We start from the raw sequence: 12,407 nt of genomic DNA on the forward strand, positions 1-12,407 counted from the left end.
TTAGCGCCTCCCGATCCAGTTCTTGCGGCGCCCGCCGAGGAAGCCGCCGCGGGATTCCTCCGACGCCTTGGCGGGCACGCCGGCAGGCGATGCGGCTGGCGAACGGCGTTCGCCGCCATCGAGCACCTCGCCGTCTTCCGTCATGGCGACGACGAGGCTGTTGCTGTCCCACGGCTGCGCCCAGCCCGGCAGGCTGGCCGGATCCAGGCGATGGACGCCCCATGCCCGAGCCACCGCGCCACTCATCACCATCAGGTCCAGCGTCTCGTTGCGCATGCCCTCGCGGATCGGCGCCCAGGTGCCGTCCTTGCGCGGCTGCTCGGCCACCAGCTCCTCGAAGAAGGGGTGCGGCGGCTCGGCCGCGCGCAGACCGGTGCTGAAATGGATGTATCCGGGGCCGGGTTCGACGCGGTTGAGGCTGGACGACACCTCGTCTTTGAAGAGGTTCGGGTTGAACTCGCCCAGCGGTGCGCCCCACCATGCGCTCGGCCGGTCGGCACGCGGGCGGCCATCGGGATAGGCGATGGTCAGCTTCGGCGCCGTCTTCTGCGACAGGCCCTTCAGCGGCAGCACGTTGTAGAGGTCACCGTGCGGGCCGACGCCATGCCGGCGGACGATCTCGCGCGCTTTCCAGCGGCGCCAAGCCTCGGCCGCCTGCTCGGTGACACCGGCCACACCATTGGTGTCGTACCCCATGGCGCGGATCATCATGCGCCGGCCGGAGTTGTCGGCCAGCGGGTAGGAGCGGCGCAGGACGCGGGGCACCAAGATGTCCCAATGCTCGGGATAGGAGGCCGGCACCACCGGCTCATTCTCGTCCGTGCTGGCGATGCGGAACCGGTCGATGATCCAGCTTTCGCGCTCCAGCCCGAAGCCGCGAACAAGCACGTCGTAATAGGTCTTCTGGATGTCCACCGCGGCGAACAGGCAGAGGACACCGGGCGGCACGGTGCGCAGCTCGTAGCCCTCGCACCGTTCGGCGAGGGCATCGGCGTTGACGGATCCGGTTTTCCGCTTGCGCTGGTAGGGCACGCCCACCTGTTTCACGGTCACTTCCTTGACCGTCGCGTCCTCGCCGGTCTCGTTGGCCTCGCGCTCGGCCTTGACCAGGGCGCGGGCAAGGCCGCCGATGCCGTTCTTCAGGAAGGGGGACATCACGCCGACGATCCAGAAGCCGGCGGTGCGCCGACGCACCAGCTCGCCCGTAACCCGGCCGTCCACGTCGATCTCCTGGCCAAGCCCGACCCACTTCGCCTGGGCATTCATCGCTGAACGCTCGCTGTCCTTGATCTCCCCGGTGCAGGCGGGACAACGCAGACGGGCGGACTCTTCGACGGCATCGAGGGAGACCCCCTCGCCGTCGTCATAGACGAGAGCCATGTGGCGCAGCGTGCCGGGGTTCGGCGAGGTGAAGGCGCCACAGCGCGGGCAGGGCCACCACCAGGTGCAGCGAGTGCTGTCGGCGTATATGGCCATGATGCCGGCGAGCCAGTGCTTGTCGGGGTTCAGCCCGGTCGCGCGGTCGCAGTGGCTCATCGCCAGCAGCATCGAGGCGTCGCCATAGGTCTGCCGGCGGACGTCGAACAGGGCCTTCACATCGCCCAGCGATTCCTCGTAGGCGTCGATTTCGTCGCCGATGATACGTGGCGCCGACTTCGAGATGAGGTTAGAGCGGTTGGCGGCCAGCCATTGCACTGACATGCCGCCGAACCGCTTGTAGCGCAGGGAATCGTCGGTCGCGCGGGTGCCGAGCTTGCCCTTGAGTTCCTCGTGGGACTCGATCATCGGATCGATGCGGTCCTTCACGTAGGCGTCGCGCAACACGTCGGTCGGCATGTACCAGAGCATGCTGGCTTGGTCGCAGCCGACGGCCTGAAGGAACCAGTTCTCGGCGATGGCCGTCTTGCCGCACTGGCCGGGGCCGACGATGGCGGTGGTGTCGTACAGCCGGTCGGTCAGGGCCTCCATCGGGCCGACGAGGTAGGGAGCCACGTCGTGGTTCCAGCGCCCGACATAGCCGCCGCCCGCGTTGGCGAGGAAGCGACGCTCCGCCGCATAGTCGGCAACCGACATGACATCGGCCGGCAGCAGAGCGTCGAGCGCGTCGGCGAACAGGCCGCTCGCGTCGGCGTAGCACTCAAACCAGGGTGTCTGGGCGCCCATGCGTCTGCTCCGGCTGGAGCTTCTTCTTCAGGTCGGTGACAAGCTGCCGGCGTTGCTCGTCCAGATCCCGCTTCATGGCGGTGACGACGACTTCCGGCAGGTTGTAGCGGCGGCCCAGCGTCTGGGGCAGGCCATCCAGGAAGCGCGCGAGGCCGCCCAGCGTCTCGGCCAGGGCCGCCTGAACACGCGGGGTCGGTGTGAGAAGGCCGGCATCCGAGGCGAGCTTGCGCTCTTCGCGGTGGGCGCGGGCGAGCTGCAACCGCTGGGTTGGCGACAGTCGGCCGTCGGGCGCGTCCGGCTGATCGTCGGCGGCGACCAGCGGCAGCACGAGTTGGTCGAGCAGCGTGTCGCGCCGCGCCGCCTCGGCCTTCTCCCGTTCCTGCTGCTCGCGGATGTAGGCCACGACCACCGCGGCGTCGAACAGGTACTGCCGGCCGTTCGATCCCGGCTGGGCAATCGGGAAGTCCGGATAACGTTCGATGACCCGGTCGAGCGTGGGCAGCGAGCAGCGCAGCCGCTTCGCCAGCTCCTTCTTGTTGACCAGGACCGATTGGGCCTCGCTGCCCATCCGATCCACCATGTCAAACGCCAGCCCGCTCATCGATCGACAACAAGAAAAAGAAGAAAACAACGCAAAATCAGTTACTTCGCCCGACGCGACAACCGCGGGCGCGCGGCACCCGTGGTAGGGGGGGGCGGGGGAAGGACCCGAGAAATATTATTACCCGCCTCACCCCTGAAACAAATCGCAACATTGTTGCGCATCGGGGCGGGGGCCTGGGGGCCGCCGACCCGGACGAGGTGGCGCTCGGAAGCGCCCTCGGAGGTGGTGAGGAGGATGGGCATGGGGGTGAAAAGCAAACGCCCGGCAGGGACCATATCCCTCCGGGCGCAGTACTACATCTTGACCGGGAAGCTACCCCTTGCTTCCCCACCCGTCAAGGTCGGAAGTTCAATTCGGCGTACCTCTTCAGCTCGCGCCGCACCACTTCTCCGCACCGGCCGTTGCGCACGCCGATGTCCTTGTCGATCCCGTTCGGCCCATCGCCGCAGACCAGCACACGCTGGACGAGACCGAGCAGCGAGACCTTGTCCTTCCGCCCGCGCACGATGCGCTGCTTCATATCCAGCCGCCTGACCTCTTCCACCCACCGGTCGAAGCGCTCCACCGCCGGATCGAGCGGCATGCCGGCCAGCCGGGCGCCGGGCAGCGCACCGCCATCGACGACGAGGCGGGACGGGTCGACGGCCCGGATGGCGCCACCGCTGACCTCGATGCGCAGCCGCATCACATAGAGGATCTCCCGTGCCGCCCGCAGCTCATCCTCCGTCACCTTGCCGCTGGTCCGCATCAGGGTGATCCAGGTTGCCTCGCTGCCGGTCTCGGCACGCGGCGGCAGCACCAAGTCGGCCAGCCGCTCCGCCAGCCCCTCGGGCGCCCCGGCTTCGCCAGCCTGCCGCAGCACAGCCGCCAGCCCGGCCACAGCCTTCCGGCCGATGCCGACCCCGACCGCCGCCCGGCAGACCTCTTCGATCTGCATCCACACCGGCATGCCCGCCGCCTTCACATCGTTCGCCGTCATCGTCATGCTGCTGCCCTCCGCCACTGTCCCCTGCATCCCGTTCCTCATCCGACGGCAGCCAGGGCGCCGCCGCCCGTCCGCAACACCGTCTCCACCAGCCGGGCCAGCGTCCCGACCTGATCCTGAAGCGCGCGCATCTCGCCTCGCAGCGCCGCAATCCCGTCCGCCCCGCCCGCCGCCGGCACGTCTGCGATGAGGCCGGCGCCCCGCAAGGACGCGAGGCTCTCATCGAGCAGGGCCTGGAACTCTTCGTCGCTGGGCGTCCACCCCCGCCGCATGCGCTCAATCACATCCGGCCGCAGGGTTGAGACGGCGAGCGACGACGTCCGTTGATCCCCGCCGAGCACAGCAGTCGCACGGTGCATCACCGCCTCATGCCGGCGATCACCCCGCGCATCCCGCTTCGCCTCGGCCGCGCCCTGGGCCGCATCGACCGCCCCGGCAAGCCCACCGCGCATGGGACGCATGAGGGGCATCTCCCGCTGCCGGCGGTCGACGGTTCGTCCGCCGCCTCGCACGCGACCGGGTTGAGTCTGGTTAGATTCAGGTTCGGGGGGCGCTCCAGTCACCCTGGCGCCGCCGCCGCTGTCACCCTTACCGCCGACGGCTGTCACCCTAACGACCGTCCCTCGGCGCTCCGCCACGGGGATATCCACAGGCCGCCGGGCCTTTTCCACAGGCGCCGCGCCCGCTTGGGTGGCGTGGCGGTCACTCTGGCGAACGCCGTTCGCGGACAGGGTGGCGGCAGCGTCACTCTGCGGCGCCGTGTCACCCTGAACCGCCCCGGCACCATCCCGGTCCAGGGTGGCGCTGGTGTCACTCTCCCAGCCTAGGGTGACAGCCTCGTCATCGTCGCCGGCACCGAAGCGCTGCAGGATGCCGGCGCGCAGGGCGTCCCGCTCGAAGCGGTCCAACCGCGGCACGCTGAACAGGAAGCGGCTGGTGCTCTTCTGGCCGCGCCCGCCCTTCTCCACCAGCACCAGGACGCCGACCTCTTGCAGCCTTGCCCGTGCCCGCTTGACGCTGCGCACGATGCTCTTGAGGCGCTTCAGGCGCTCATCGGGGTCCAACTTCCCCTCCCCCTCGTCCTCTTCGCTGAAGAGAATGGACTCAGCCAGGGACGGCACCCCGAGCCACGTCACCAGTTCGCCGGAAACCTCATAGGTGACGGCGTGCGTGTTGTTGAGCATCAGGTGCCCGACACGCCGCTCGCGTTCGGTGAGGCCGGGGCAGAGGTCCAGCATCAGCCGCATTCGGCCCTTCAGGGCGCCGATGGACGGGCGCGGCGGTGCGCTGGTGCTGGCGATGGCGGTGGCGGTCATCAGACCCCTCCGTGCGGCGTGAATTTGTTGGTCTGGTTGCCCCAGGCGAGCCATCCCGGCGCGACCTGCCGCGCGAACAGCTCCACCTTGGCATCGCGGCCGGGCGCGCCCGGCTGCATCAGTTGCTCGATGCGCGTCCGGACCTCATCGGGCTTACGGCTGTGCTCGCGGGCATGGGCGTAAATCGCGTCCGGGCCGTCGGCGAACCAATCACATGGGTCCTCGACCAGCTCCCGCACCGCGCGCGACTGGCGCCGCGGACGGCCCCGCGTGGCCAGGAACACCATCTCGGGATTGCCGCGCACCCAAAAGCCGTTGTTGATGAACTCTTTCCCGCTTGGCCTCGTCTTGATCCAGGTGAACGCCACCGTCTTGTAGCGGAACCCCCAGGCGTCGATGAGGCCGAGGGCCTCCGGCAGCAGCGATTTGACGACCCACAGGAACAGGGCGCAGTCGGGTGCGGCGATCTCGCCCACCGGCAGCTTGCGCAGCTCGTCCATCGACATGGTCGGATAGTGACGGGTCGCCCCGCGCCCCTCACCGAGGCGGCTGTAATTCTCGAACGGCCAAGCGGGATCCGCATAGATCACGCTGGCCGTCCCCGGAATGATGCCGGGGAACGGCCAGTTGCGCAGCAGAGAGGAGGCCGGGGCGACGGACATCAAAGCAACGCCCCCTGTACACGGTCGGGGTGCCACTCTCGTCCAGGCGGACCGATGAAGAGTAACTCCGTTACCGCCTTCGCATCGTCGCGGGCGATGGTGTAGGTATGGGGAAGTTCCACGGTCTGAAACGCTCCAAAGATGTCGCGGACTGCCGGATGATCGTTGAGGCTCAGGATGAAGCGTCCCTTGATGCCGGCGAGTTGCTCCGCGAGCCGGGCGAAGTCGTCTCGGCTGAACAGGCCACGGCCATAGTCGGTTTCGGATTCGTAGTAAGGCGGGTCGAGGTAGTAGAGCGTCCCGACGCCGTCGTACCGGACGATGACTTCGGAATAGCTGAGGTTCTCGATCACCACGCCCGCCAAGCGGTCGTGGACCGCTTCCAGCAGGGGGTTCAACCGGGTGAAGTCGAAGCCATGGAATCCCGTGGCCGACACCCCGAAGCTGCGCCCCGACGCCTTGCCGCCGAAGGCGCACGCCTGCAGGTACAGGAAGCGGGCGGAGCGCTCCAGGTCCGTCAGCGTGGCCGGATCGGTCAGCGAGAGGCGCTCGAACTCGGCCCGCGAGGTGATCTGGTAGCGGATCATCTCGGTGAAGGCGACGTAATGGCGCTGAAGCACGCGGAAGAAGGTGGCCACGTCCTTGCCCAGGTCGTTGATGACCTCGACCGGAGGCGCCAGCCTCCGTTGCAGGAACACGCCGCCCATTCCCACGAACGGTTCGACGTAACACGCATGGTCGCACGCCTCGATCCACGGCAGGATCTTGGGCGTGAGCTTGCGCTTGCCGCCGATGTAGGCCACCACCGGGCTGACGGGCCTCACGTAACGATTTGACGACATGGGTGAACTCTGATCTGTTCCCCCTCGCCGCGCGAGCGGTGGAGGGGACGTCTTCGGACGTGCGGGCCACAACCCCGCGGTTTGGGGCGCTCCAACGCCCCGGCCCCCCGCCGCCACGGCGAGGGGGAACCTGCGAACGACGTTCGTCACAGCGTGAGGGCGCGGCATGCCATCCCTCCCTGGAAAATCAGCAGGACGGTCTGGGGATCCTGGTGCTCCGGCGCTTCGACGCTGCACAGGATGAGGTCGGTCAGGCGCTCGTGAACCGCCGACCAGGTCGGCCGGCGCCGGGCCTGCCGGCGCGACAGGTACGGCGCCATCGCCGCCCACATCTGCCCGACCGGCAGCCCCGACATCTCCATCAGGCAGAAGGCGGCGAACCGCGCCTCGTCACTGCGCATCGCCGCCCTCCAATGCCCGCGCACTGGCGACGACGCCGGTCATCCAGGCCCGCTGGGGGAAGCGGCCGGGCCGGAAGCTGCGCACCCGGCCGATAACGGCGTCGTCCTGTCGCACCAGCGCGACGTACCGGGACAGGGCATTCCGCAAGGCGTCGAGGCATCCCGTGCCGGCGAGGTAAAGGGTCGCCTCGTGGTGCAGCGCCGCCAGTTCGGGAGACAGCGCCTCGCTGTCATTCACGGCAGCGACCGCGCGCCGCAAACGCCCGAGGTCCGGCAGCCGCTGTTGCCTGGACGGCAGCAGGATGGCGTTGACCGCCATCATCAGTTCCAGGTTCTGTTCGTGGCTCATGGCGCCGCCTCCCAGCGCCACCAGCCCTGCTTTCCCTTGGCCGGAACCGGCTGGGGAAGCGGGATCGGCGCACTGACCGGGTTGGCCCAGACCTCGGGGTCGACACCGTCGAAGAGGGACGATGCCGGCACCGGCTGGCCGCCGAGGACGGTGCCGAGCACCGCCCCCAACGGCAGAACGGCGACACCGTCCAGTGCCTGCTCCAGCAGCGGCAGGGCGATGTCCGGGTCCATGCCGTCAGTCTCGCCGCGATAGAGCGCGGTGACGATGCGCGCCAGCTCGGCGCGGGACGGTACCTTCGCGCCGGCATGGACGGCCCAGCGCTCCCCGGCGACAACCCGCAACGGCCAAACGCGGAATTCATAGGGTTTCGCCCCGATGATGATGAGGCTTGCCCAAGGTTGCAGCACGGTCAGAGCGCGCATCAGAACAGACTCCCTTGCTGGATGGTCGCATCCGCCGCGGTTTCCCCGGCTTCTCCGCCGCTCCACCACGCCCGCCCCTCGCCCTCATGCTTCTGGCAGTACCAGCGGACCGCTGGCGCCCCGATAGTCGCCTTCGGCGGCCCGAAGCCGCGGGTGCCGAAGCGCCGGCACCCGTCTGTCCGGCAGAAATGCCCTGTCAGGTCAGGGAGGTGAGGGGGAGAAGGGCGCGACAGCATCGGCGCCTCACAGGGGCAGCAACATCAGGGACGGCGTGTCGCCGCCCCCATGGACAGGCTGGAAGCCGGCGGCCTGGAACATGGCCGGGTTCGCCGCCCGCACCAGGACGAAGCCCGGTGCCGGGCGCTGGGCCAGGACGAACGCCACCGCCTCATCGATCATCACGCCGGCAAGGCCGAGGCCCTGCCAGAGCGGGTCCACGGCCAGATAGCCCAGCTCCCAGCCCAGGGCGGAGCAGAAGGACGGCGAGACGGCCACCACGCCGACGACGCGCCCCCGCCCGCCGCCGAAGGCCGCGAAGAACATCGGAGCGTCGCGCCGGCCCGGTTCTAGGAAGGCGCGCATGCGGGCGCGCAGAACATTCGGGTGGAAGCGGTCGGACATCGAGCCGGCCTTGCTGTGGGCGGCGATCAGCACGTTGACGGCGCCGTCGATGTCGGCCTGCCACGAAATCTGGCGGATGGTCACCGGCCCCGGTTCGGGCAGGTTGTGGGAGCGCAGGCGGTGGCGAACGTCACGCATGGCCGCCCTCCATCACCGCCGCCGCGATGACGCGGTCGCGCACCCGGTCGGACTCCCGCGCCATCTCGGTGGCGCTCTCATCCATCGCCCGGAACGTCCGCACCCGGTCCTGGCCGTCGATGTAGGCCGCGCTTACCGCCAAGCCGGCAATCCGTCCGAGGACGATGCACAGCATGGTCGGCGAGATGCCGACGGCATCGGCACACGCCAGGACATCGTGGCTCAGGCGGCTGGCGAAAGCGGCCTCGACCGGACTCATGGCCTGCGCGCCGCTCATCACTGGCCTCTCGTCAGCATGTGGAAATGCGCGAGAAACAGACCCTCGGCAGCCGCCGCGGGCAGCGGGCAAAGCTCCGCCTCGTCCGGATCCGGCAGCGGCATCCACGGGTCGGAGCACGCCGACATCAGGTCGCGCCGTTCGGTGGCGAGCGCCACCGCATCGGCGTGATGGACCGCGCGCGGCATCGGCCAGGACAGCCCGTAACGCTCCCCGATCACACGGGCGATGTTGGACTCGACCGAGCGCACCACGCCCGGTGCGATGGCTTCCAGCGCCACCTTCACCGGCCGGACGATGTCGCCGATGTACGCTTCAGCGGCGTCGTGCAACAGACCCCACAGGGCGTACTCCGACGGGCAAAGCTGGGACACATGCACGCTGTGCTGCGCAACCGAGTAGAAGGTCCGGCAATGACCGTTGAACCGGCAGACCTTGGACAGGCTCGACGCGATGTCGCGGATGTCGATCAGCTCGGCGCGCGGCTCGAGGACAGGGAAGGCCCGGCCGGAAGCGACCTGAACCCAGGGATGGGGCGTGGTGGATGCAGCCATCGGTCAGCCCTCCCGCCCCACAGCACCCATCTTCTCGGCCCGCAGACGGAAAAGGAGGTCGAGACTGGTCTCGATGGCCTCCTTCGCCTGATGTCCCTCGCGGATGGCATGATCGAGTTCGGTGATGCTGCGCTCGCCGTCGGCTTCCATGGCGTGGACGGCCGAGGCGAACTCCCCGACCTCCCTCATCACCACCAGCACGCCGATGCCCGGCCCGTCGGGAGTGGACGGACGGCGCCCGGCCATCGGCTCCAACCGGTAGCCCTGGAATTCGGCCAGAAAGGCGGTCACCCACGGCTTGCCGGCAGCGGTCTCCAGATCGAGCACCATGTCGACGGCGGCGAACAGGTCGTCACGGACCGGGTCGCCGTGCCGGTGGAGGGTGGCCTCGCTGCCGCGGGTCAGCGCCGCAGCCGCTTCGTAGCTGCCCACCGCCGCGCACAGTCGCCGGAATTCAGCTTTGAGCCTGAGATACACGCCAAGCGGGTGCAGGCGACCTCGGTTATCGGAACTGGAATGGCTCATGGTTTTCTCTCACTTTCGGGGCGGACGGCGGCGTGAGATAAGGCGGCCATGGAAGGCCGACGGGCTTTCAGGGCGGCCACCAAGTCGTCAGGGAAGAAATCTTCCAGCTCGAGGTCAGCCCCCGTGACGAGAGCGTGACGCAGCAGTTCGACCTGATGCGGGGCGGGCACCAGTCCGCCCGTACCACCTTCGGCACGAGGCTTTTTCCAGCGCTCGACGTTCTGCCGGGCGCGTTGCACCACGGTCGCGACAACCTTGGTTCCGCCAAGCTTGGCGATGACGCGTTCAGCGGGAGTGGGGGACTGATGTTCGCACATGGCGCGCACGATGCACGAATTTCGTGCAGACAGCAAGACGGTAGCGACCGAACTTCGTGCGGGCATGCCGATCCATGTCAAGCCACGATCCCGGCTATGTTCGGCAAATGGCTCCTCGATAGACTTAAGTCTCTGGGATTAACCCAGGAAACCGCGGCCCACGCGTTGGGCCGGGAACGCTCGTTCATTCAGCGACTAGCGGGCGAAAAGCAGGCGTTGCGCGTGGACGAGGTCGCGACTCTGGCCACCACCCTGCAGGTCCGGAAAACGGAGCTGCTCGCGGCCTGCGGCCTGGACCTGTCGGACGAGATCCAGACGGGCGCCGACCTCGGCATCATGAAGGCATGCCTGGAGGAGTTCGTCAGCGCTTGCCAATCCGGCGGTGTCCGGCTGGACCGGGCCAAGCCCGAACAGGTGTCGCGCACAGTGCTCTACCTCTACGACCGCGCTATCCAGCGGTCGCGCGCGGAACTCCAGCAGCTCGCCCACGACATCGTATCCTACGAGTCGGCTCCCGGCGGCTCCCTTCCCACCGACAAAGCTTAGCTGACCCGATAACGTTCTGACGCACGGAATTCGTTCGCGCAACCTTCGCGACATACTCAGTTATGTCGTGAAAGAAAAATTGCGCCATGCGTCATTTTCGCTCTCCCCCAGATACATCAAATAATGCAAGCATTCTCCATGTCTGGCTGTGGCGCATCCCGCCACTGATCGTATATGGAGCAACCGCGTGCTTACCGTGACCGCCGATCTGCCTGCGCCGCTGCGGGATCTGATCAACCTGTCGTCGTCCGTAGAGGGCGAAACGATTGTTTTTCGGCCGGATGACCGCATTGCGTTCGTCAGCGACGCGGCTCGCCGCCGCTATCCCTTCGCCAACTTCAGCGCCGGCACGCACTCATTCTCGTCGGTGTTTTGGGGAACGCTGGAACACGGCATGACGTCGCCGCAAGCGCTACGCATCGAGCCGGAAGGGTATCTGGCAATGGCCCAGGCGGTACGGCGGGCGAACGATGCGCTGGACTTCCAGAAGGTCTACGACGGCGCCCATCTCCTCTGCCACCACCGCCGGCTGCCCGATGGCTGGAGCGCCCAGGTGCGCGTCGACCTGCGCAGCCCCCGCATGCACGGCCTGCTCGACAGCACGCAACCGCTGAACCTGTTGGAGGCGATGCAGCATGTGCAGCTCGCCGCCCGCCTGCACACTGCGATGAACCGGCTCCCGGTCGGCGTGTTGTTCGTAGACCGGGACGCCCGCCTCGTGTGGCGCAACGATGCCGCCGCCGAGGCATTGCAGGAAGCCCGCGCCCTGGCGGTCGACGATGGGCGCCTGCATCTTCCGGATCCGTTTGCGCGAACGTCGTTCGCCATCGCCCTGCGGGACGTCCTCAGCACCGACGGGCAGGCACAGCGCTATGTGGCCTGCCCCGACGGCGAGCGGACGCGGCTGCTGTCGATCTCCCGCTCGGCCATGCCCGACGAGGCCCTGGTGTTGCTCGCCCCTGTCGATGCCCCGGATGCCAGTGTCGTAGAGGCATTGGCCACCCTTGGCCTGTCGCAAGCCGAGTGCCGCGTGGCCCTCGCCATCGGCTCCGGCGGCAGCCCAGCCGAGGTGGCGGAGGCTACCGGCAGGCAGGAATCCACCGTCCGCCGCCAGCTCGCGGCGGTCTACCAGAAGCTCAGTTCGAATATGGGCGTCTCCTCCCAACGCGCGCTCGCGAAGCTCGTCGGGCAGGTGGCGTCGATAGCCGGGGTGTCCCGGCGCTTTTTTCACTGTTAACCAGCGAGGATCTATGAACGCGACCAAGGCGATTGCCGAACTCGACCTGTCCGCCGTGCATGCGGACCTGGTACGCCGCGACGGCATGACGCCGGCCCAGGCCGACGCCGCCATCACGATGTATCGCCAGTTCCTGACCCTGGCAGCCCTGTACCCGGCAATTCCGGTCTGCCCGCCGAGCGCGGCCGACAAGGCGTGGCACCGCCACATGATGCGACCCCTCGCCTATTTCGACGTCTGCCAGCCGCTGTTCGGCGGCCCACTCGACCATGATCCGGACGCCTATGGGACGCCCGAATTCACCGCGGCCTGGGGTGAAACCCGCCGCCTGTTCCGCGAGCATTTCGGGATCGAGCTTCTGGCCGATGCCACCGCACTCGAGGCGAACAGCCGCGCCCCCGCCGCCTGCTACCGCCCGCTGCCCAAGGCGGCGTGATCACGTCGC

The 12,407-nt window shown here is 68.2% G+C and carries 17 protein-coding genes; 3 read left to right on the forward strand and 14 right to left on the reverse strand.

Translation table 11 applies throughout. The annotated features are described in order from the left end of the window. The 14 genes from FZ029_RS27925 to FZ029_RS27990 form a co-directional block, all read right to left on the reverse strand. A complete protein-coding gene (locus FZ029_RS27925) occupies nucleotides 1-2,163 on the reverse strand; it encodes a terminase gpA endonuclease subunit (protein ID WP_149272924.1) in 2,163 nt (720 codons plus the stop codon). Further along, nucleotides 2,138-2,743 (reverse strand): terminase small subunit, encoded by a 606-nt coding sequence (locus FZ029_RS27930; RefSeq protein WP_188052083.1) that lies wholly within the window; start codon nucleotides 2,741-2,743, stop codon nucleotides 2,138-2,140. The genes FZ029_RS27925 and FZ029_RS27930 overlap by 26 nt, the downstream gene beginning before the upstream one ends. A gap of 358 nt (nucleotides 2,744-3,101) precedes the next feature. Beyond that, complete coding sequence (locus FZ029_RS27935; RefSeq protein WP_149272928.1) at nucleotides 3,102-3,752, reverse strand: hypothetical protein; 651 nt, start codon at nucleotides 3,750-3,752, stop codon at nucleotides 3,102-3,104. Nucleotides 3,753-3,790: 38 nt separating this feature from the next. Next, nucleotides 3,791-5,068 (reverse strand): hypothetical protein, encoded by a 1,278-nt coding sequence (locus FZ029_RS33205; protein WP_188052084.1) that lies wholly within the window; start codon nucleotides 5,066-5,068, stop codon nucleotides 3,791-3,793. Next, nucleotides 5,068-5,730, reverse strand: a complete 663-nt coding sequence (locus tag FZ029_RS27945; protein WP_149272932.1) for an MT-A70 family methyltransferase — start codon at nucleotides 5,728-5,730, stop codon at nucleotides 5,068-5,070. The genes FZ029_RS33205 and FZ029_RS27945 overlap by 1 nt, the downstream gene beginning before the upstream one ends. Continuing rightward, nucleotides 5,730-6,572, reverse strand: a complete 843-nt coding sequence (locus tag FZ029_RS27950; RefSeq protein ID WP_149272934.1) for a DNA adenine methylase — start codon at nucleotides 6,570-6,572, stop codon at nucleotides 5,730-5,732. The genes FZ029_RS27945 and FZ029_RS27950 overlap by 1 nt, the downstream gene beginning before the upstream one ends. 146 nt (nucleotides 6,573-6,718) lie before the next feature. After that, nucleotides 6,719-6,973, reverse strand: a complete 255-nt coding sequence (locus tag FZ029_RS27955; protein WP_149272936.1) for a hypothetical protein — start codon at nucleotides 6,971-6,973, stop codon at nucleotides 6,719-6,721. Further along, nucleotides 6,963-7,322, reverse strand: a complete 360-nt coding sequence (locus FZ029_RS27960; RefSeq protein WP_149272938.1) for a hypothetical protein — start codon at nucleotides 7,320-7,322, stop codon at nucleotides 6,963-6,965. Before FZ029_RS27960 ends, FZ029_RS27955 begins: the two co-directional genes overlap by 11 nt. Continuing rightward, nucleotides 7,319-7,747 carry a hypothetical protein gene (locus tag FZ029_RS27965; RefSeq protein WP_149272940.1) on the reverse strand — a complete coding sequence of 143 codons (429 nt, stop codon included), beginning with the start codon at nucleotides 7,745-7,747 and terminating at the stop codon, nucleotides 7,319-7,321. The genes FZ029_RS27960 and FZ029_RS27965 overlap by 4 nt, the downstream gene beginning before the upstream one ends. Nucleotides 7,748-7,990: 243 nt before the next feature. Continuing rightward, on the reverse strand, nucleotides 7,991-8,506 hold the full coding sequence (locus FZ029_RS27970; protein WP_149272942.1) for a GNAT family N-acetyltransferase: 516 nt from the start codon (nucleotides 8,504-8,506) through the stop codon (nucleotides 7,991-7,993). Further along, the gene (locus FZ029_RS27975; RefSeq protein WP_149272944.1) at nucleotides 8,499-8,783 is read right to left on the reverse strand and encodes a hypothetical protein; all 285 of its coding nucleotides are present in this window, start codon (nucleotides 8,781-8,783) and stop codon (nucleotides 8,499-8,501) included. Before FZ029_RS27975 ends, FZ029_RS27970 begins: the two co-directional genes overlap by 8 nt. After that, on the reverse strand, nucleotides 8,783-9,337 hold the full coding sequence (locus tag FZ029_RS27980) for a metal-dependent phosphohydrolase (protein ID WP_149272946.1): 555 nt from the start codon (nucleotides 9,335-9,337) through the stop codon (nucleotides 8,783-8,785). Before FZ029_RS27980 ends, FZ029_RS27975 begins: the two co-directional genes overlap by 1 nt. A gap of 3 nt (nucleotides 9,338-9,340) precedes the next feature. Then, the gene (locus FZ029_RS27985) at nucleotides 9,341-9,769 is read right to left on the reverse strand and encodes a hypothetical protein (protein WP_149272948.1); all 429 of its coding nucleotides are present in this window, start codon (nucleotides 9,767-9,769) and stop codon (nucleotides 9,341-9,343) included. An 89-nt stretch (nucleotides 9,770-9,858) separates the two neighbouring features. After that, nucleotides 9,859-10,260 (reverse strand): hypothetical protein, encoded by a 402-nt coding sequence (locus tag FZ029_RS27990; protein ID WP_149272950.1) that lies wholly within the window; start codon nucleotides 10,258-10,260, stop codon nucleotides 9,859-9,861. A gap of 15 nt (nucleotides 10,261-10,275) precedes the next feature. Between FZ029_RS27990 and FZ029_RS27995 the strand changes: the two genes are divergently transcribed. The 3 genes from FZ029_RS27995 to FZ029_RS28005 all read left to right on the forward strand — a co-directional run bounded on the left by FZ029_RS27995 (nucleotide 10,276) and on the right by FZ029_RS28005 (nucleotide 12,398). Next, nucleotides 10,276-10,725, forward strand: coding sequence for a helix-turn-helix transcriptional regulator (locus FZ029_RS27995; protein WP_149272952.1), 450 nt, complete (start codon nucleotides 10,276-10,278; stop codon nucleotides 10,723-10,725). 187 nt (nucleotides 10,726-10,912) lie between these two features. After that, complete coding sequence (locus FZ029_RS28000; RefSeq protein WP_149272954.1) at nucleotides 10,913-11,962, forward strand: helix-turn-helix transcriptional regulator; 1,050 nt, start codon at nucleotides 10,913-10,915, stop codon at nucleotides 11,960-11,962. 13 nt (nucleotides 11,963-11,975) lie between these two features. Next, entirely contained in the window at nucleotides 11,976-12,398 is a 423-nt protein-coding gene (locus tag FZ029_RS28005; protein WP_149272956.1) for a hypothetical protein, read from the forward strand. Nucleotides 12,399-12,407 lie beyond the last annotated feature (9 nt).

It is taken from the genome of Azospirillum sp. Sh1 (genome assembly GCF_008365135.1).
Lineage (GTDB): Bacteria > Pseudomonadota > Alphaproteobacteria > Azospirillales > Azospirillaceae > Azospirillum > Azospirillum oryzae.

Bases quoted from the DNA above. Each gene is read 5' to 3' on its own strand.
- FZ029_RS33205 (WP_188052084.1), bottom strand. From the start codon at position 5,068: ATGACCGCCACCGCCATCGCCAGCACCAGCGCACCGCCGCGCCCGTCC.
- FZ029_RS27925 (WP_149272924.1), bottom strand. From the start codon at position 2,163: ATGGGCGCCCAGACACCCTGGTTTGAGTGCTACGCCGACGCGAGCGGC.
- FZ029_RS27980 (WP_149272946.1), bottom strand. From the start codon at position 9,337: ATGGCTGCATCCACCACGCCCCATCCCTGGGTTCAGGTCGCTTCCGGC.
- FZ029_RS28005 (WP_149272956.1), top strand. From the start codon at position 11,976: ATGAACGCGACCAAGGCGATTGCCGAACTCGACCTGTCCGCCGTGCAT.
- FZ029_RS27930 (WP_188052083.1), bottom strand. From the start codon at position 2,743: ATGGTGGATCGGATGGGCAGCGAGGCCCAATCGGTCCTGGTCAACAAG.
- FZ029_RS27995 (WP_149272952.1), top strand. From the start codon at position 10,276: ATGTTCGGCAAATGGCTCCTCGATAGACTTAAGTCTCTGGGATTAACC.
- FZ029_RS27935 (WP_149272928.1), bottom strand. From the start codon at position 3,752: ATGACGATGACGGCGAACGATGTGAAGGCGGCGGGCATGCCGGTGTGG.
- FZ029_RS27975 (WP_149272944.1), bottom strand. From the start codon at position 8,783: ATGAGCGGCGCGCAGGCCATGAGTCCGGTCGAGGCCGCTTTCGCCAGC.
- FZ029_RS27965 (WP_149272940.1), bottom strand. From the start codon at position 7,747: ATGCGCGCTCTGACCGTGCTGCAACCTTGGGCAAGCCTCATCATCATC.
- FZ029_RS27945 (WP_149272932.1), bottom strand. From the start codon at position 5,730: ATGTCCGTCGCCCCGGCCTCCTCTCTGCTGCGCAACTGGCCGTTCCCC.
- FZ029_RS27960 (WP_149272938.1), bottom strand. From the start codon at position 7,322: ATGAGCCACGAACAGAACCTGGAACTGATGATGGCGGTCAACGCCATC.
- FZ029_RS27955 (WP_149272936.1), bottom strand. From the start codon at position 6,973: ATGCGCAGTGACGAGGCGCGGTTCGCCGCCTTCTGCCTGATGGAGATG.
- FZ029_RS27950 (WP_149272934.1), bottom strand. From the start codon at position 6,572: ATGTCGTCAAATCGTTACGTGAGGCCCGTCAGCCCGGTGGTGGCCTAC.
- FZ029_RS27970 (WP_149272942.1), bottom strand. From the start codon at position 8,506: ATGCGTGACGTTCGCCACCGCCTGCGCTCCCACAACCTGCCCGAACCG.